Raw genomic sequence first — 16,321 nt, 5'->3', positions numbered from 1 at the left:
CAGTTTTTGGTGCGACATTTCGTCCTGTTATTGTGTAGGCCGGTAACCCTTGGTTACAGGTGTACGGAAATGTCATTTTGATCAAGGGCTTGACCAATAAGGCTCAAAAGGCCGTCCTAGCGCTTTGGCATCAATCGTGAAAGGTTTTGGCGCAATATTTGCGTAAAAAATCCTCAACGGCATGTTGCATTCCCACAACACGGGTAGGTGTAACGCCAATTGCTGGACCGAACGCTATTCTTTGCATAGGTAGTTTTATGAGCAATAAGCACAACCACAACGACCTCGGGTCGGGGCTCAAACAGCGTCACGTGACCATGCTGTCCATCGCCGGTGTAATCGGCGCCGGCTTGTTCGTGGGTTCCGGCCATGCGATCGCCGAGGCCGGCCCTGCCGTGCTGCTGGCCTACGCCGCTGCCGGTACGCTGGTGGTCCTGGTGATGCGCATGCTGGCCGAAATGGCCATTGCGCAGCCCGACACTGGCTCGTTCTCTACTTACGCTGACCGTGCCATCGGCCACTGGGCCGGCTTCACCATCGGCTGGCTGTACTGGTGGTTCTGGGTACTGGTGATCCCGCTGGAGGCCAACGCCGCCGCCGGCATCCTGCATGCCTGGTTCCCGGACATCGCCGTATGGGCGTTTACCCTGGTGATCACGCTGATCCTGACCGGCACCAACCTGCTCAACGTGAAGAACTACGGTGAATTCGAGTTCTGGTTCGCGCTGATCAAGGTGATCGCCATCATCGGCTTCATCGTGTTGGGCGCTGCGGCCGTGTTCGGTTTCGTGCCGGGCAGCCAGGTCAGCGGTGTCAGCCACATCGTCGACACCGTGGGCTTCATGCCTAACGGCCTGGGCGCCGTGGTTGCAGCCATGCTGACCACCATGTTCTCGTTCATGGGTACCGAGATCGTCACCATCGCCGCTGCCGAATCGAAAGATCCGGGCAAGCAGATCACCAAGGCCACCAACTCGGTGATCTGGCGGATCTTCCTGTTCTACCTCGTGTCGATCTTCCTGGTCGTGGCCCTGGTGCCATGGAACAACCCGGCGCTGCCGGCCATTGGTTCGTACCAGACCGTGCTGAACCTGATTGGCGTGCCTAATGCCAAGATGATCGTTGACGTGGTGGTACTGGTTGCCGTGACCAGCTGCCTGAACTCGGCGCTGTACACCTCTTCGCGCATGCTCTACTCGCTGAGCAAGCGTGGCGACGCGCCGAAGATGGCCCAGCGCACCAGCAAAGGCGGCACGCCGTACTGGGCTGTGCTGCTGTCCACCGCTGCTGCCTTCCTGGCCGTGTTCGCCAACTACGTAGCCCCGGCTGAAGTGTTCGACTTCCTGCTGGCCAGCTCCGGCGCCATTGCCCTGTTGGTTTACCTGGTGATCGCCGTTTCGCAACTGCGCATGCGCAAGCAGCGTGAGCAGAAGGGCGAGAAGATCGAGTTCAAGATGTGGGCGTTCCCGGTGCTGACCTGGGTGGTGATCGCGTTCATCATCGGCGTGCTGACCGTGATGGCGATTCGTGTTGACCACCGTGTGGAGATCATCGCGACCGGTCTGCTGACCATCGCCGTGGTTGCCGCTGGTTTGCTGGTTGATCGTCGTCGCAAGGCGCTGCCGCAAGGCCAGGCTGCCTACGGCAAGTGATCGGCTAACACCTGTAGCCGCTGCCGCCAGGCTGCGCTGGCCCTCTGCCTCGCTGGAGATCTCCAGTACTGCTGCGGGCCAGCGCAGCCTTCGGCAGCGGCTACAGGGGTAGAAGAGCCGCTGTCAGCGATGACAGCGGCTTTTTTGTGGTCGGCGTTCAGGAGAATTTCACTAACCCTTGGGCATACTGCGGTTTTCCTATTCGAACCGTGCCCAGCCCCATGAAGCAGATCACCACCACGCTCCTCGACGACCTGACCGCCCGCGCCCAGCAGTCCCCACGCCTGCGCGCCCACCACAACCTGCACCCTGAGCTGTCCGACCCCACCCAGCGCCTGGCCGTGGCCATGGAGCCGGGCACCTACGTGCGTGCCCACCGCCACCCGCACACGTTCGAAATGCTCCACGCGCTGCGTGGGCGCTTTGTGGTGCTGCATTTCAATGACGCTGGCGAGGTGATTGATCGCGTGGTGCTGGGCGATGAGGTGAAGATGGTCGAAACCCCGGCCGGTGTGTGGCACGCGGTGCTGTCGCTGGAGGAGGGGGCGGTGATCTTTGAGGTGAAGGATGGCGTATATACGCCGATTCCGGAGGAGGATTACATGGAGTGGACGGTTGCCGAGGGGGAGCAGGGGATGGAGGCGATTATTGCCTGGTATGCCGTGGCGCAGGTGGGTGACCGCTTCCCTGGCTGAACCAAATATTTTGGGGGAGGCTGATGGCCTCTCGCGAGCAAGCTTTGCTCCCACAGGCTAAACGCTGAAATTGTGTTCACACTGTGGGAGCAACCGGGGTCGCGTTCGACCTTGCTCGCGATGCAGGCGACGCGGTATCAGGCCGCCTGCGGCTGGACCTGCAGCTTGCCGTCCACATCCTTCACCAACCCGCTGGCCAGGAACAGCGGCACCAGCCGCTTGTGCAACTGCGGCTCGACAAAGCCCTTGATCGCATCCATGTCCAAAATCGCGCCGTTACCCAGCTCGGTCTTGGTGTACGACAGCCAGGCCTTCTTCAGCACCAGCAGTACATCGCTACCCGCCGTCAGCGCATAGCGACGGTTAACCACTTGGCCTTGCAGGTCGAAGGTGTGCTGGAACTCGTAGCCGCTTTCATCGCCGCCGCTGGTCACGCACCGCACGCAGGTGCACTTGCCGTCGCCGAAGGCGGCGCGCAGGTAGCTGTTGAATTCGGTGACGGGCTTGAGCGACAGGCGCTTGTCCACCTCAAACAGGTCTCCGGTCATTTTTTCCTGGGTGCTCATGGTTGGTTCCTCGTGGATCGTTCACAGCGGTGCACGATACCAGTCGAGGCCGCCGCGCGCTTTCAAACATTAGTGCAGCAGGGTGAACAGGCCCTTGCCGCCCACCTTGTAATTGAGGTCGTGAGGCCTCTCGCCCATGGGTTTGGCGCCGGTGCCGCCGACTATCTTGTAGGGCGCGATATTTTTCGCCACCAGGGTATTGGCAGTCACCACGGCGCCGCGGCCGATGCGCACGCCATGGCCGACGATGGCCCGCGAGGCGATCCAGGCGTAGTCGTCGATGTAGATGGGCCCCGACACCGACCAGAACTCGCGCGCGGTCAGGTCGTGGGTGCCGGCGATGATCAGTACGTGGGAGGCGATGGCCACGTGGTCACCGATGATCAGCCCGGCACGGGCGTCGATCTGGCAGTGCCAGGCGATGACGCTGTCGTTGCCGATGACCAAGTTGTTGACGCCCAGCACCTCGGTGGTGCGCCAGATGCTCGAACCCTTGCCGATCTTCGCGCCGCCCAGGCGCAGCCACGCCACGCGCACGTTGTGGCTGGGGATCTTGTTGATAACGATGTTGTAGACCTGCTCCCAGGCGCGCAACCAGCGATCCTTGAGGGTGGCCCAGTTCTTCCCGTAGCGCGGCACCAGCGGGGCAGGGATGTCCTTGCGCAGGCGCTGGAACAGGCGCCGGGCCAGTGGGTCCTGGATGCTGGGTTCAATGTCGATGGAATTGATGAAGTAGCGGGCCTGCTCGCCTTCGCCCTCGGCGAACAGCACATTGTTGCTCACGCCCCAGCCATAGGCTGCGCTCAAGTGCTCGTGGCTTACGCCCAGCTCGCTGGCCAGGCCTGACAGGCGCTCGGGCAGGTCGGTGGAATGGAATACGCGATGCTTCATGCTAGGTATCCTTGGGTGTCGACCGCTATTTTGTTGGGGGGGGAGCGCAGGCGTGACGACAGGTTGGCCGCGTGGCACAAACTGTAGCTACTGGCAGATTGAGATTGCAAGTGAGGGGAGGGCTAAATCGCAGGCAACAAAAAACCCGCACTGGGCGGGTTTTTTGTGGGCTTCAGATGGTGTAGCACCATCTAAAACGAAATATGGTGCCCAGAGACGGAATCGAACCGCCGACACGGGGATTTTCAATCCCCTGCTCTACCGACTGAGCTATCTGGGCAACGGGGCGCATTAAAAGGCTTTTTCGACCTTGCGTCAAGCACGATCGCAAAAAATTTTTAATTAATTCCTCCGCTTACGCTTTCCGACCGTTATTCGCTTGGCGGCACGTAGCCTTCAGCCTGGGCGTAATCTTCGCCGCTGAAGAACTTGTCCATTTCGCCCTGCAGGTATTTGCGGTCTTCGGCGTTCATCATGTTCAGGCGCTTTTCGTTGATCAGCAGCGTCTGGTGCTTCTGCCAATCGGCCCAGGCCTTCTGGGACACGTGTTCGAAGATGTCCTGGCCCTTGGCGCCCGGGTACGGAGGGCGCTCCAGGCCAGGCAGTTCTTCTTTGTACTTGCGGCACATTACGGTGCGGGTCATGACAACTCTCCTGCATTCAAGGCATCGGCCGCGCGTTTGAGCAGCTTTTTCACCGGGGCGGCAAGGCCCAGGCGCGGCGGGGTGGCGAGGTTATACCAGAGCCAGTCGGCCTCGGCCACGTGATGCGCCGACTCCTGTACCGGCACCAGCCAGGGCGCGATGGCCAGCTGGAAGTGGCTGAATGTGTGGGTTAGCGGCTCCAGGGCACGCGGTGCGTCCATGGCCAGGGCGTGCTGGGCGGTGAGGTGCTCGATGTCTTCGTAGTTTTCGAGCTCCGGCAGGCTCCACAGCCCACCCCATAAACCGCTGGACGGGCGACGGTAAAGCAGAATGGCGCCGTCGCGGTTCATCAGCAGCGGCATCAAAGTGTGCTTGAGTGGCACGGCCTTTTTCGGCTTGGGCACCGGGTAGCGGATTTCCAGGCCCAGCATGTGCGCCTGGCAGCCCTTTTCCAGCGGGCACAGCAGGCAGCTGGGCTTGGTGCGGGTGCACAGCGTGGCGCCCAGGTCCATCATCGCCTGGGTGTAGTTGTTCACCCGTGTGTGCGGGGTGTACAGCTCGGCGTTGGCCCACAGCTGCTTGGCCACCTTGGGCTCTCCTGGGTAGCCCTCTTGCGCGGTGTAGCGGGCCAGCACGCGCTTGACGTTGCCGTCCAGGATCGGTGCGCGCAGGCCCATGCTGATGCTGGCGATGGCGCCGGCGGTAGACAGGCCGATGCCCGGCAGTTCGGTCAGTTTCTCGACGTCACGGGGGAACTCGCCGCCGTACTGCTGCACGACGATTTTCGCGGTTTTCTGCAGGTTGCGGGCGCGGGTGTAGTAACCCAGCCCGGTCCACAGGTGCAGCACTTCGTCTTCCGGCGCCTCGGCCAGGGCTTCAACCGTTGGCAGCGAGGCCATGAAGCGGTCGAAGTAGTTGAGCACGGTGCTGACCTGGGTTTGCTGCAACATGATCTCCGACACCCACACCCGGTAAGGGCTGATGCCCTGTTGCCAAGGCAGGTCGTGACGGCCGTTGCGGTCGAACCATTCCAGTACTGCGGTGGAAAATTGCTCTGGGTTCATCGTTTGAACAGACCTTTCAGCGTGTTTTTCAGCTCGGGGCTGACCTTGTCGCCGAATTTTTCTTCCAGTTTTTCGGTGATCCTGTCGCCGGCTACCTTGGCAGCTACCTTGCCCATGCCGTCGCGGTCGATACGGCAGGCCTTGGCCCCCAGTTCGATCGGGCCGCGGCAGCGCAGTGGCCATTCAATACCGGCGAAACGTTCGTTGACCTGGCAGGCCGGGTCGGGCATGTCGCTTTTGTCGCCTTCGATCACCACGCCCACGCGGTAGTCCATGCCCAGCACGCGCAGGTCGATGTCGCCGTTGCCGTTCACGCTCAGGCCGGGGATGCGCACCTTCAGGTCCTGGTTGCTGGCTACGCCGTTGCGTACCACCAGGCTGCCCTTGAGCTCCTGGAAGGGCGTGTCCTTGCCGCGTGGCTCGCCCGTCAGCGACTTGCGGTTGATGGTGGCGATGCCTTGGCACAGCTGCTGTTCCACGTTGGCATTGACCAGCACGCCGTCGTTGAGCACGAAGTTGGCCGTGCCGTTCAGGCTGCCGATCAGCGCGCTCTGGCTGTTGCCGGTGCCGGTCAGGTTGCTGTTGAGGGTCATCAGGCCACGAATAGGCGCGGCGCCGTTGTTGCGGCCCTTGATGAAGTGTTCCACCGGCACTTTGTTGAGCTGGGTCTGCAAGGCTATCAGCGGCTTGTCGGGGCGCACGTCGAGGGTGCCCTTGCTGCTGAAGGTGCCGTCGTACAGGCCGCCGGACAGGTTCTCCAGGGTGATCAGGCCATCCTGGCCCTGGGCCTTGAGGCTGGCGTTGTCGATGGGCCACTGGTTCAGGGTCAGCTGGCCGAACGACAGGTCGGCGTGCAGGTCGAGTTTGCGCAGGCGCTCCACCGGCAGCAGGGTGTCGGTGCTCCAGGCGCCCTGGGTGGGGGCGCTGGGCAGCGGGGTGTCGCCGCTGCCGCCGATGGCGGTGGCTTCGGTGGTCTTCACCTCGGCGTCACGGGCCGCGCCAGCGCTGGAGGCTTCGGCGCTCTTGGCTTTCATGTAGCGGTCGGCGTCGAATTTGTCGGCCTTGAGTTGCACGTCCAGCGCCTGTTTGGCGAAGTCGGTCACTGCCAGGCTGCCGACGAAGCTGCTGCCATCCAGTTTCACCGCCAGGCTGTTGAGGGCCAGGCTGTTGGCCGTGCCGTCCAGGCGCGCGACCATTTCGAACTGACGCAGGCTGTCATCGGCCATGGCCGGCAGCGGCTGGTTGAGGCCGTCCATGAAGGCGCGCAGGTCCATCTGGGCGATGGAAATGCCGCCGGTCAGCTTGGGTTCGGTTTTCAGGTCGCGGGCGTTCAGCTCGCCCAGGGCGCGCAACTGGTTGAAGGACAGCTTCAGATTGCTCCAGTCGGCGACGTTGGCGGCCAGGTCGACACTGATGTTGCCCTGGGCCGAATAAGTCACGGTCTTGCCTTGCAGCGGGTCGCCGCTGGCTTCGCCCATCAGCTTCATGTCGCTGAGCTGGAAGCGCTTGAGGGCGCGCTCCATGCGCAGGTCGCCATTGAGCTCGGTGCGCGCGCGCAGGTTGGGCAGGTTGGTGCCCAGGAAGGCGGTCAGCTTGACCGGAATGTCGATGCCGTCGTGCACGGGGCCGGTGCTCAGCTGGATGCTCTCGGCGGTCAGCTCGCGGCCGGTCTTGGCGTCGCTAAATTGCACGCGGGCGTTGTTCACGGTCAGGCTGTCGATGTCCAGTTTCACCGGGCGATCGGCCTTGTCCGGCGCGCTTGGGGCCGCAGGGGCTGCGACGGCGACGTTGGGGTCTACCACCTCGCCCGGCGCCGGCGCCTTGGGCAGCGGCTTGCCGATGTCTTCCCAGTTGCCGTGGCCGCGTTCGTCGCGGGTCAGGGTCAGGTTCAGGCCTTCAACGCGCACGTCGCTCATCTGCACTTCACGGCGCAGCAGCGGCAGCACGCGCACCGACAGGCCCAGCATCTGCAGGTCGGCGAACGGGGTCTTGGGGTTCTGCAAGGTCGCGATGCTGGCGTCGTGCAGTTCCAGGCCCAGCCACGGGAACAGGCTCCAGCCGATGTCGCCGTTCAGGGTCAGCTCGACGTGGCCCTTGTCGCGGGCCAGCTTGCGAATCTCGTCTTTGTAGTCGTTGGGATCGAAGAAGTGGGTCACGGCGAAACCGAGAGCCACAATGATCAGCAACAGCCCGAGAACACACAGCCCCAGGATTTTGCCGAACGCTTTCATGGGCGAGTCCTTGTAGTGTTGGATTCAAATTCAGCCCGCGAGTATAGCGCCATGGGCCTGGTGGCAGGCCACCATGGGTGCGATTACCTGCAGCGGTTGCTGCCTTGTGGGAGCGGGTTCTACCCGCGAAGCAGGCGCCGCGATCTGCCTCTAATACCGCAGCGCCTGCTTCGCGGGCAGAGCCCACTCCCACAAACATCCCTGGGGCGGTGTTTCGGCCTCGTTGTTTCGTGATGTTTCCACAAAAAGTCAGCGAAAGAAGATGGCTAATCGCCTCTAGTGTAACGATCGGGTGATAATCTTGGTCGCCTCGATGAACCGATAGGCGGCATCAATCTAGCGAAAATCAGGGTTGTGCCGATAAAACGATCGAAGGCCTGCGTGCTTCAAGGTCGTGAGCCACCATCCGGGCGCATCGAGCTAAAAATCCAAGGGGGAATTATAAAAATGAGCAGCACTATCACATCCGGAGGGATCGCGGGCGAACGCCCGGGCTTCTTCTCCAAGGAGCGCATCATCGCGCGGCCAGGCTTCAACCGCTGGCTGGTACCACCGGCCGCGCTGGCCATTCACCTGTGCATCGGCATGGCGTACGGCTTCTCGGTGTTCTGGCTGCCGCTGTCCAAGGCCATCGGCATCACGTCGGCGGTCGCCTGCCCGGCCGACATGAGCTTTCTGACCCAGGTGTTCTCGTCCACCTGTGACTGGCCGATCTCCATGCTCGGCTGGATCTACACCCTGTTCTTCATCTTCCTGGGCTGCTCGGCGGCCATCTGGGGTGGCTGGCTGGAACACGCCGGGCCACGCAAGGCCGGTACTGTGTCGGCCCTGTGCTGGTGCGGCGGCCTGCTGATTTCGGCGCTGGGCGTGTACACCCATCAGATCGCGCTGATGTGGCTGGGTTCGGGCGTGATTGGCGGTATTGGTCTGGGCCTGGGCTATATCTCGCCGGTGTCGACCCTGATCAAGTGGTTCCCGGACAAGCGCGGCATGGCCACTGGCATGGCGATCATGGGCTTCGGCGGCGGTGCCATGGTCGGTGCACCCCTGGCGGCGGCTTTGATGAGCCACTTCGCTACCCCGGACAGCGTCGGCGTATGGCAAAGCTTCGTGGCCATGGCGGTGATCTACTTCGTGTTCATGATCGGCGGCGCCCTGTCGTACCGCGTGCCGCCTACCGGCTGGAAGCCTGAGGGCTGGACCGCGCCGGTGAAAAAGGCCAGCAACGCGATGATCACCCACCGTCACGTGCACGTCAGCGTGGCCTGGAAAACCCCGCAGTTCGCGCTGGTCTGGCTGGTGCTGTGCCTGAACGTTTCGGCCGGTATCGGCATCCTGGGCATGGCTTCGCCGCTGCTGCAGGAAGTGTTCGGCGGCAAGCTGCTGGGCCTGGACCTGAAGTTCAGCGAGCTCAGTGCTGCGCAATTGGCCCAGATTGGCGCCATTGCCGCCGGTTTCACCGGTTTGCTCAGCCTGTTCAACATTGGTGGCCGTTTCTTCTGGGCCTCGTGCTCGGACTTCATTGGCCGCAAGAACACCTATTTCGTGTTCTTTGCCCTGGGCATGGTGCTGTACGCGCTGGTGCCTAACCTGGGCCACTTGGGCAACATTGCCCTGTTCGTGGCGGCGTTCTGTGTGGTGCTGTCGATGTACGGCGGTGGTTTCGCCACGGTACCGGCCTACCTGGCCGACCTGTTCGGCACGCAGATGGTGGGCGCCATTCACGGTCGCCTGTTGACCGCCTGGGCCGCTGCCGGCGTGCTGGGTCCGGTGCTGGTCAACTACCTGCGCGAGTATCAGCTGAGCATTGGCGTGGAACGCGCTGCCGCCTACGACATCACCTTGTACATCCTCGCCGGCCTGCTGGTGCTGGGTTTCCTGTGCAATGCATTGGTGCGTCCGGTGGCCGACAAGCATTTCATGACTGAAGAGCAGCTGGCTGCCGAACAGGCGCTGGGCCATGACAAGGGCGCCGACAGCAACACCGTGCTGGAATGGAAAGCGGCGCCGGGCAGCAAGCCGCTGGCCGTGCTGGCCTGGCTGGTGGTGGGCATTCCGCTGGCATGGGGCGTGATCGTCACCCTGCAGAAAACCGCCGTACTGTTCCACTGACGGCAACCCTGTAATCTTTGGCTATGTGGGAGCGGGCTCTGCCCGCGAAGAGGGCGCTGCGGTCTCTCAGGGGCTCCGCAGTGTGGCCTTCGCGGGCAGAGCCCGCTCCCACAACGGCCATGTAAGCCCTTATGTCAGCCTTTTGTTTCTGTTTGGCGCCCGCACGGCCTATAATGTCTGCCTTTTTCGCCCAATGATTTTGCGGAGCTGGTGATGGCCGAACGTAAGGCGTCCGTCGAGCGCAACACTCTGGAAACCCAGATCAAAGCCTCGATCAACCTGGATGGCACCGGAAAGGCCCGATTCGATATCGGGGTACCTTTTCTTGAACACATGCTCGATCAGATCGCCCGTCACGGGCTGATCGACCTGGACATCGAGTGCAAGGGCGACCTGCATATCGACGACCACCATACCGTCGAGGACGTGGGTATCACCCTGGGCCAGGCGTTCAACCAGGCCATCGGCGACAAAAAAGGCATCTTCCGCTACGGCCACGCCTACGTGCCGTTGGACGAAGCGCTGTCGCGCGTGGTCATCGACTTCTCCGGCCGCCCAGGCCTGCAGATGCACGTGCCCTACACCCGCGCCAGCGTCGGCGGCTTCGACGTTGACCTGTTCCAGGAATTCTTCCAGGGCTTCGTCAACCACGCCAACGTCACCCTGCACATCGACAATCTGCGTGGGCACAACACCCACCACCAGATCGAGACCGTGTTCAAGGCGTTCGGCCGCGCACTGCGCATGGCCATCACCCTGGATGAGCGCATGGCCGGGCAAATGCCTTCCACCAAAGGTTGCCTGTAATGCAGACGGTAGCGGTTATCGACTATGGCATGGGCAACCTGCACTCGGTGGCCAAGGCCCTGGAGCACGTAGGTGCCGGCAAGGTCATGATCACCAGCGACGCTGCGGTGATCCGCGAGGCCGACCGCGTGGTGTTCCCCGGTGTTGGCGCGATTCGCGACTGCATGGCCGAGATCAAGCGCCTGGGCTTCGACGCCCTGGTGCGTGAAGTCAGCGTAGACCGTCCGTTCCTGGGCATCTGCGTGGGCATGCAGGCCCTGCTGGACCACAGCGAAGAGAACGAGGGCGTCGACTGCATCGGCCTGTTCCCCGGCAACGTGAAGTTCTTCGGCAAGGATTTGCATGAAGACGGCGCGCACCTGAAGGTGCCGCACATGGGCTGGAACGAAGTGAGCCAGTCGGTGGACCACCCGCTGTGGCACAACATTCCGGACATGGCGCGTTTCTACTTCGTGCACAGCTACTACATCGCCGCCGCCAAGGCTGGCCAGGTAGTGGGCCGCGGCCATTACGGCGTCGATTTCGCCGCCGCGCTGGCTGAAGGTTCGCGCTTTGCCGTGCAGTTCCACCCGGAGAAGAGCCATACCCATGGCCTGCAGCTGCTGCAGAACTTCGCCGCCTGGGACGGCCGCTGGTAATGAGCAAGAAGAAACCGCCGATCCTCACGCTCACCCCCGAGCAGGAAGACCAAGCCACGACCAAGATCAAACGGTTCATGGAGGACCGTTTCGAGCTGGATCTGGGCTCGTTCGAGGCGGCGGAGATTCTTGAGCTGTTTACCCGTGAAATTGCTCCGCACTATTACAACAGGGCGATTTTCGATGTTCAGGCGCACCTCAAGGAGCGTTTCGAGAGCATTGAAAGCGACCTGTGGGCGCTCGAGAAAAACTGATCTCGGGCATCGCTGAAAAATCGAATTGAAGGTTTGCCAGATGCTGATTATCCCCGCTATCGATCTCAAAGACGGTGCCTGCGTACGTCTGCGCCAGGGCCGCATGGAAGATTCCACAGTGTTCTCCGATGACCCGGTGAGCATGGCTGCCAAGTGGGTGGAGGGCGGCTGCCGCCGTCTGCATCTGGTCGACCTGAACGGCGCTTTCGAAGGCCAGCCGGTCAACGGCGAAGTGGTGACTGCCATCGCCAAGCGCTACCCCAACCTGCCGATCCAGATCGGCGGCGGCATCCGCTCGCTGGAAACCATCGAGCACTACGTCAAGGCTGGCGTCAGCTACGTGATCATCGGCACCAAGGCAGTAAAAGAGCCCGAGTTCGTGGCCGAGGCCTGCAAGGCCTTCCCGGGCAAGGTCATCGTCGGCCTGGACGCCAAGGATGGTTTCGTCGCCACCGACGGCTGGGCTGAAGTCAGCACCGTGCAGGTCATCGACCTGGCCAAGCGCTTCGAAGCCGACGGCGTCAGCGCCATCGTCTACACCGACATCGCCAAAGACGGCATGATGCAGGGCTGCAACGTGCCGTTCACCGCCGCACTGGCTGCCGCCACCAGGATCCCGGTCATCGCCTCCGGCGGTATCCACAACCTGGGCGACATCAAGGCCCTGATGGATGCCAAGGCCCCTGGCATCATCGGCGCCATCACTGGCCGTGCTATCTACGAAGGCACCCTGGACGTCGCCGAAGCTCAGGCTTTCTGCGATTCCTACAAAGGCTGAGGACTGACCCATGGCGCTGGCCAAACGCATCATCCCTTGCCTGGACGTGGACAATGGCCGCGTAGTGAAGGGCGTGAAGTTCGAGAACATCCGCGACGCCGGTGACCCGGTGGAAATCGCCCGTCGCTACGACGAGCAGGGCGCGGACGAAATCACCTTCCTGGACATCACTGCCAGCGTCGACGGCCGTGATACCACCCTGCACACCGTGGAACGCATGGCCAGCCAGGTGTTCATCCCGCTGACCGTGGGCGGTGGCGTGCGTACCGTGCAAGATATCCGCAACCTGCTCAACGCCGGTGCCGACAAGGTGTCGATCAACACCGCCGCGGTGTTCAACCCCGAGTTCGTCGGCGAGGCCGCGCAGCACTTCGGCTCGCAGTGCATCGTGGTGGCCATCGACGCCAAGAAAGTCTCCGGCCCGGGCGAAACCCCGCGCTGGGAGATCTTCACCCACGGCGGCCGCAAGCCTACGGGCCTGGACGCGGTGGAGTGGGCGATGAAGATGGAAGGCCTGGGTGCCGGTGAGATCCTGCTGACCAGCATGGACCAGGACGGCATGAAGAACGGCTTCGACCTGGGCGTCACCCGCGCCATCAGCGACGCGCTGGGCATCCCGGTGATCGCCTCGGGCGGCGTCGGCAACCTGCAGCACCTGGCTGACGGCGTACTGGAAGGCCACGCCAGCGCGGTGCTGGCTGCCAGCATCTTCCACTTCGGCGAATACACTGTGCCGGAAGCGAAAGCCTTCATGGCCAAGCAAGGCATCGTCGTGCGCTGACCCACCTCCATCCGTAGCCGCTGCCGAAGGCTGCGCTGGCCCTTGTCCACGCAGGAGGTCTCCAGCGTACTTGGGGGCCAGCGCAGCCTGGCGGCAGCGGCTACGGGATGGGATTGTGGATAATGGCAAACTGCCTTAGTGTTTCACTCGACAGCCATGGAATTAGGGCCGACTCCGATGAAGCGTGTTGCATTCGCCTGTCTGACCAGTATTTGCCTGTCGTTTGCCCTGGGCGCCCGTGCCGAGGTGCCAGCCGACTACTCCATGGTGTTGCTGACCGAAAATTTCCCGCCTTACAACATGGCCGCCAACGGCAAGAATTTCGCCCGCGAAGAAAACATCCAGGGCATTGCCGCCGACGTGGTGCGCGAGATGTACAAGCGCGCCGGCATTCATTACAGCATGACCCTGCGCTTCCCCTGGGACCGCATCTACAAGCTGGCCATGCTCAATTCCGGTTACGGTGTGTTCGTGACGGCCCGTCTGCCCGAGCGCGAACAGGCGTTCAAATGGGTTGGCCCCATTGGCCCGGATGACTGGATTCTGCTGGCGCGTGCCGACAGCAAGCTCAAGCTGGACAACCTGGCCCAGGCCCGGCGTCTGAAGATTGGTGCGTACAAGGGCGACGCCATCGCCGAGACCCTGACCCGCGAAGGCATGCACCCGGTGATCGCCCTGCGGGACCAGGACAATGCGCAGAAGCTGCGCGATGGCGAGATCGACGTGTGGGCCACCGGGGATCCAGCCGGCCGCTATCTGGCGCGGCAGGAAGGCGTGAATGGGTTGAAGACGGTGTTGCGCTTCAACAGCGCGCAGCTTTACCTGGCGTTGAACAAGGACACGCCGGATGAGGTGGTGCAGCGGTTGCAGCACGCCCTGGAGCAGATCCGCAGCGAAGGCATCGTCGACGACATCATGGCCCGTTATCTCTGAGACTTCTCACCCTCCCTTGTGGGACCGGGCGAAGCTCGGGAAAGGCGCGACGCGGTGTCCCAGTTACTCCGCGGTGTTCTTTTCCCGAGCTTCGCCCGGTCCCACAGGTGTAGCGGGTGCAGCAGGGACTGGTACAGGCTTGTAAGTGCCATCCTTCCCATGCGCCGGCATCGCCCGGTTTGCCCGCTGGGCAATCATCTGCCGCACCGGTATCCAGTCGATGCCCTGGCCTTTCAGGTTCGGCAGCTCACGCTCCAGCACATCCAGCGTGACCGGATAGGGATGACCAATCACCACCACCGAGCCAAACTTTTGCGCGTGGGCAATGGCCGTATGCAGCTGCTTGGCAATCGCCTCGGGCGTGCGTACATCGTCCAGGAACACGTCGCGCGACACATGCGCCAGGCCAATCGCCTGGGCCTTGGCTGCCGCCACGGTGGCCGCGCTGGTGCGGCTGTCGACGAAGAACAGGTTACGTTGCTGCAATTCACCCATCAGCATCGCCATGGCCTCGGGTTGCGAGGTCATTTTGCTGCCTTCGTGGTTGTTCATGCCCGCCGCGTACGGCACGGCCTTGAGCGCCGCCTGCAGGCGGTTGCGCAACTCGTCCATGGACAGGTCGGGGTGCCAGGCGAACGGGCCGGTGGCGGGGTCCATGGGCATGTGCACGATCACCGTTTTGCGAGCCTTGTGCGCTTCGCGGGCGAAGTCGGCAGCGTGCGGGGTGTCGGGCATCACGGCCAGGGTAACCGGGCCGGGCAGGGCCAGGGCGCGACGGTCCCGGGGCAGGTTCTGCCCCAGGTCGTCGATGATCAGCGTGAAGTAGGCCTTGCGTGGCTTGGCGTCGCCGCTGTCCGGCGCGGCGTGGGCCAGGCCGGACAGGCAGCACAGCAGAAGCAGTACCGCGCGAACGGAAATCACTTGTTGCGGGTCACGCTCAGCCCCTTGAGCAGCGACAACGCCTGGCTCAACTGGAAGTCGCCATCCTGTGGGCGTGCCTTGGCCTTGCCGATCGGGCTCTGGCTGGACGACGGACGATCCTTGCCGCCGTTGCCGTTGCCCAGGTGGCCCTGCAGGTCGGCTTCCTTGAAGTTCTCGTTGTCAGGCTGGTCGTTGGTCAGCTTGCCCTGACGCACCTCCACGTCCGGGACAATGCCCTGGGCCTGGATGGAGCGGCCGTTAGGCGTGTAGTACAGCGCCGTGGTGATCTTCAGCGCGCGGTCGTTGTTGAGCGGCAGCACGGTCTGCACCGAGCCCTTGCCGAAGCTGTCGGTGCCCATCAGCACGCCACGCTTGTGGTCCTGCAGGGCGCCGGCAACGATTTCCGAAGCCGAGGCGCTGCCGCCGTTGATCAGCACCACCAGTGGCACGGCTTCGCTTTCGTCGTGGCCGGTGGCCGAGAAGCGCAGTTCGGAGTTGGCGATGCGGCCCTTGGTGTACACGATCAGGCCGCTGGTGATGAAGTGGTCCACCACCTCTACCGCCGCCTGCAGCACGCCGCCGGGGTTGTTGCGCAGGTCCAGCACCAGGCCGTCGAGCTTCTTGCCGTTGTCCTTGCGCAGCTTGGCCAGGGCCTTGGAGACTTCCTCGCCGGTCTTGACCTGGAATTGGGTGATGCGGATGTAGCCGTAGCCATTTTCCAGCATCTGCGCCTTCACGCTCTTGACCTGGATGATCGCGCGCGCCAGGGTCACGTCAAACGGGTTGCCGCCGTTGCGCACCAGGGTCAGGGTGATCTTCTCGCCGATCTTGCCGCGCATCTTGTCCACGGCTTCGGTCATGCTCTGGCCGCGGGTAGGCTGGCCGTTGATCTTGACGATCAGGTCGCCCGCCTCGATGCCGGCCTTGGTGGCCGGGGTGTCGTCGATGGGCGAGACCACCTTGATGAAGCCGTCCTCGGCGCCCACTTCGATGCCCAGGCCGCCGAATTCGCCGCTGGTGCTTTCCTGCAGCTCCTGGAAGTCTTCCGGGCCCAGGTAGGCGGAGTGCGGGTCAAGGTTGCTGAGCATGCCCTTGATGGCGTTTTCCAGCAGGGTCTTGTCGTCCACCGGCTCCACGTAGGCGGCCTTGATGCGGTCCATTACCTCGGCGAAGGTGCGCAGCTCGTCCAGCGGCAGCGGCGCCTTGGCCGGGTCGGTGGCGGCCGCTGCAGGCGCGGCGGCGGTCGTGGTGGTGGCGGCCAGGCGCGCAGGCTCGGCAGCACGGGCGAGCGGGGCGCCGATCACCACGGCGATCGTCAGGGCCAGCGAGGTAAGGCGGGGCAAGTGCAGCATGA

At 63.0% G+C, this 16,321-nt stretch carries 16 protein-coding genes and 1 tRNA gene; 9 read left to right on the top strand and 8 right to left on the bottom strand.

The features are described from left to right. Window positions 1–257 precede the first annotated feature (257 nt). Together gabP and ACZ9GA_RS26895 are read left to right on the top strand one after the other, a co-directional pair. Window positions 258–1,652 carry a GABA permease gene (gene gabP, locus ACZ9GA_RS26900; RefSeq protein WP_457359495.1) on the top strand — a complete coding sequence of 465 codons (1,395 nt, stop codon included), beginning with the start codon at window positions 258–260 and terminating at the stop codon, window positions 1,650–1,652. Window positions 1,653–1,873: 221 nt separating this feature from the next. Continuing rightward, window positions 1,874–2,347, top strand: coding sequence for a WbuC family cupin fold metalloprotein (locus ACZ9GA_RS26895; protein ID WP_457359497.1), 474 nt, complete (start codon window positions 1,874–1,876; stop codon window positions 2,345–2,347). A 137-nt stretch (window positions 2,348–2,484) separates the two neighbouring features. Here ACZ9GA_RS26895 and ACZ9GA_RS26890 read toward each other — a convergent pair whose 3' ends face one another. From ACZ9GA_RS26890 to ACZ9GA_RS26865, 6 genes are all read right to left on the bottom strand, one after another. Next, on the bottom strand, window positions 2,485–2,913 hold the full coding sequence (locus ACZ9GA_RS26890; RefSeq protein WP_455923077.1) for a hypothetical protein: 429 nt from the start codon (window positions 2,911–2,913) through the stop codon (window positions 2,485–2,487). Between the two features lie 69 nt (window positions 2,914–2,982). Further along, entirely contained in the window at window positions 2,983–3,804 is an 822-nt protein-coding gene (locus tag ACZ9GA_RS26885) for an acyltransferase (protein WP_457359499.1), read from the bottom strand. A 204-nt stretch (window positions 3,805–4,008) separates the two neighbouring features. Further along, window positions 4,009–4,084: transfer RNA gene (locus ACZ9GA_RS26880), tRNA-Phe, on the bottom strand. A 91-nt stretch (window positions 4,085–4,175) separates the two neighbouring features. Next, entirely contained in the window at window positions 4,176–4,448 is a 273-nt protein-coding gene (locus ACZ9GA_RS26875) for an oxidative damage protection protein (RefSeq protein ID WP_008367870.1), read from the bottom strand. After that, window positions 4,445–5,512 carry an A/G-specific adenine glycosylase gene (gene mutY, locus ACZ9GA_RS26870; RefSeq protein ID WP_457359501.1) on the bottom strand — a complete coding sequence of 356 codons (1,068 nt, stop codon included), beginning with the start codon at window positions 5,510–5,512 and terminating at the stop codon, window positions 4,445–4,447. The genes ACZ9GA_RS26875 and mutY overlap by 4 nt, the downstream gene beginning before the upstream one ends. After that, on the bottom strand, window positions 5,509–7,743 hold the full coding sequence (locus ACZ9GA_RS26865) for an AsmA family protein (protein WP_457359503.1): 2,235 nt from the start codon (window positions 7,741–7,743) through the stop codon (window positions 5,509–5,511). The genes mutY and ACZ9GA_RS26865 overlap by 4 nt, the downstream gene beginning before the upstream one ends. Before the next feature lie 447 nt (window positions 7,744–8,190). Between ACZ9GA_RS26865 and ACZ9GA_RS26860 the strand changes: the two genes are divergently transcribed. From ACZ9GA_RS26860 to ACZ9GA_RS26830, 7 genes are all read left to right on the top strand, one after another. After that, window positions 8,191–9,855 carry an OFA family MFS transporter gene (locus ACZ9GA_RS26860; RefSeq protein ID WP_457359505.1) on the top strand — a complete coding sequence of 555 codons (1,665 nt, stop codon included), beginning with the start codon at window positions 8,191–8,193 and terminating at the stop codon, window positions 9,853–9,855. Window positions 9,856–10,068: 213 nt separating this feature from the next. Further along, window positions 10,069–10,662: an imidazoleglycerol-phosphate dehydratase HisB gene (gene hisB, locus ACZ9GA_RS26855; protein WP_008367877.1), complete on the top strand. Its 594-nt coding sequence runs from the start codon at window positions 10,069–10,071 to the stop codon at window positions 10,660–10,662. Next, complete coding sequence (hisH, locus tag ACZ9GA_RS26850; protein ID WP_457359507.1) at window positions 10,662–11,300, top strand: imidazole glycerol phosphate synthase subunit HisH; 639 nt, start codon at window positions 10,662–10,664, stop codon at window positions 11,298–11,300. The genes hisB and hisH overlap by 1 nt, the downstream gene beginning before the upstream one ends. Then, window positions 11,300–11,554, top strand: coding sequence for a DUF2164 domain-containing protein (locus tag ACZ9GA_RS26845; RefSeq protein WP_457359509.1), 255 nt, complete (start codon window positions 11,300–11,302; stop codon window positions 11,552–11,554). The genes hisH and ACZ9GA_RS26845 overlap by 1 nt, the downstream gene beginning before the upstream one ends. Window positions 11,555–11,594: 40 nt before the next feature. Next, complete coding sequence (gene hisA / locus ACZ9GA_RS26840; RefSeq protein ID WP_457359511.1) at window positions 11,595–12,332, top strand: 1-(5-phosphoribosyl)-5-[(5-phosphoribosylamino)methylideneamino]imidazole-4-carboxamide isomerase; 738 nt, start codon at window positions 11,595–11,597, stop codon at window positions 12,330–12,332. Window positions 12,333–12,342: 10 nt separating this feature from the next. Then, window positions 12,343–13,113: an imidazole glycerol phosphate synthase subunit HisF gene (hisF, locus tag ACZ9GA_RS26835; RefSeq protein ID WP_416421987.1), complete on the top strand. Its 771-nt coding sequence runs from the start codon at window positions 12,343–12,345 to the stop codon at window positions 13,111–13,113. A 177-nt stretch (window positions 13,114–13,290) separates the two neighbouring features. Further along, complete coding sequence (locus tag ACZ9GA_RS26830) at window positions 13,291–14,046, top strand: substrate-binding periplasmic protein (protein WP_457359513.1); 756 nt, start codon at window positions 13,291–13,293, stop codon at window positions 14,044–14,046. A gap of 63 nt (window positions 14,047–14,109) precedes the next feature. On the opposite strand, the gene ACZ9GA_RS26825 is transcribed toward ACZ9GA_RS26830, so the two are convergent. Next, window positions 14,110–14,964, bottom strand: a complete 855-nt coding sequence (locus ACZ9GA_RS26825; protein ID WP_457363641.1) for a divergent polysaccharide deacetylase family protein — start codon at window positions 14,962–14,964, stop codon at window positions 14,110–14,112. Continuing rightward, a complete protein-coding gene (locus ACZ9GA_RS26820; protein WP_457359515.1) occupies window positions 14,964–16,319 on the bottom strand; it encodes a S41 family peptidase in 1,356 nt (451 codons plus the stop codon). The genes ACZ9GA_RS26825 and ACZ9GA_RS26820 overlap by 1 nt, the downstream gene beginning before the upstream one ends. Window positions 16,320–16,321: the final 2 nt, after the last annotated feature.

The organism is Pseudomonas sp. TE3644 (genome assembly GCF_056278815.1).
Note: the sequence above shows the minus strand (reverse complement) of the source record. Positions and strands in the feature narration are given on the sequence as shown.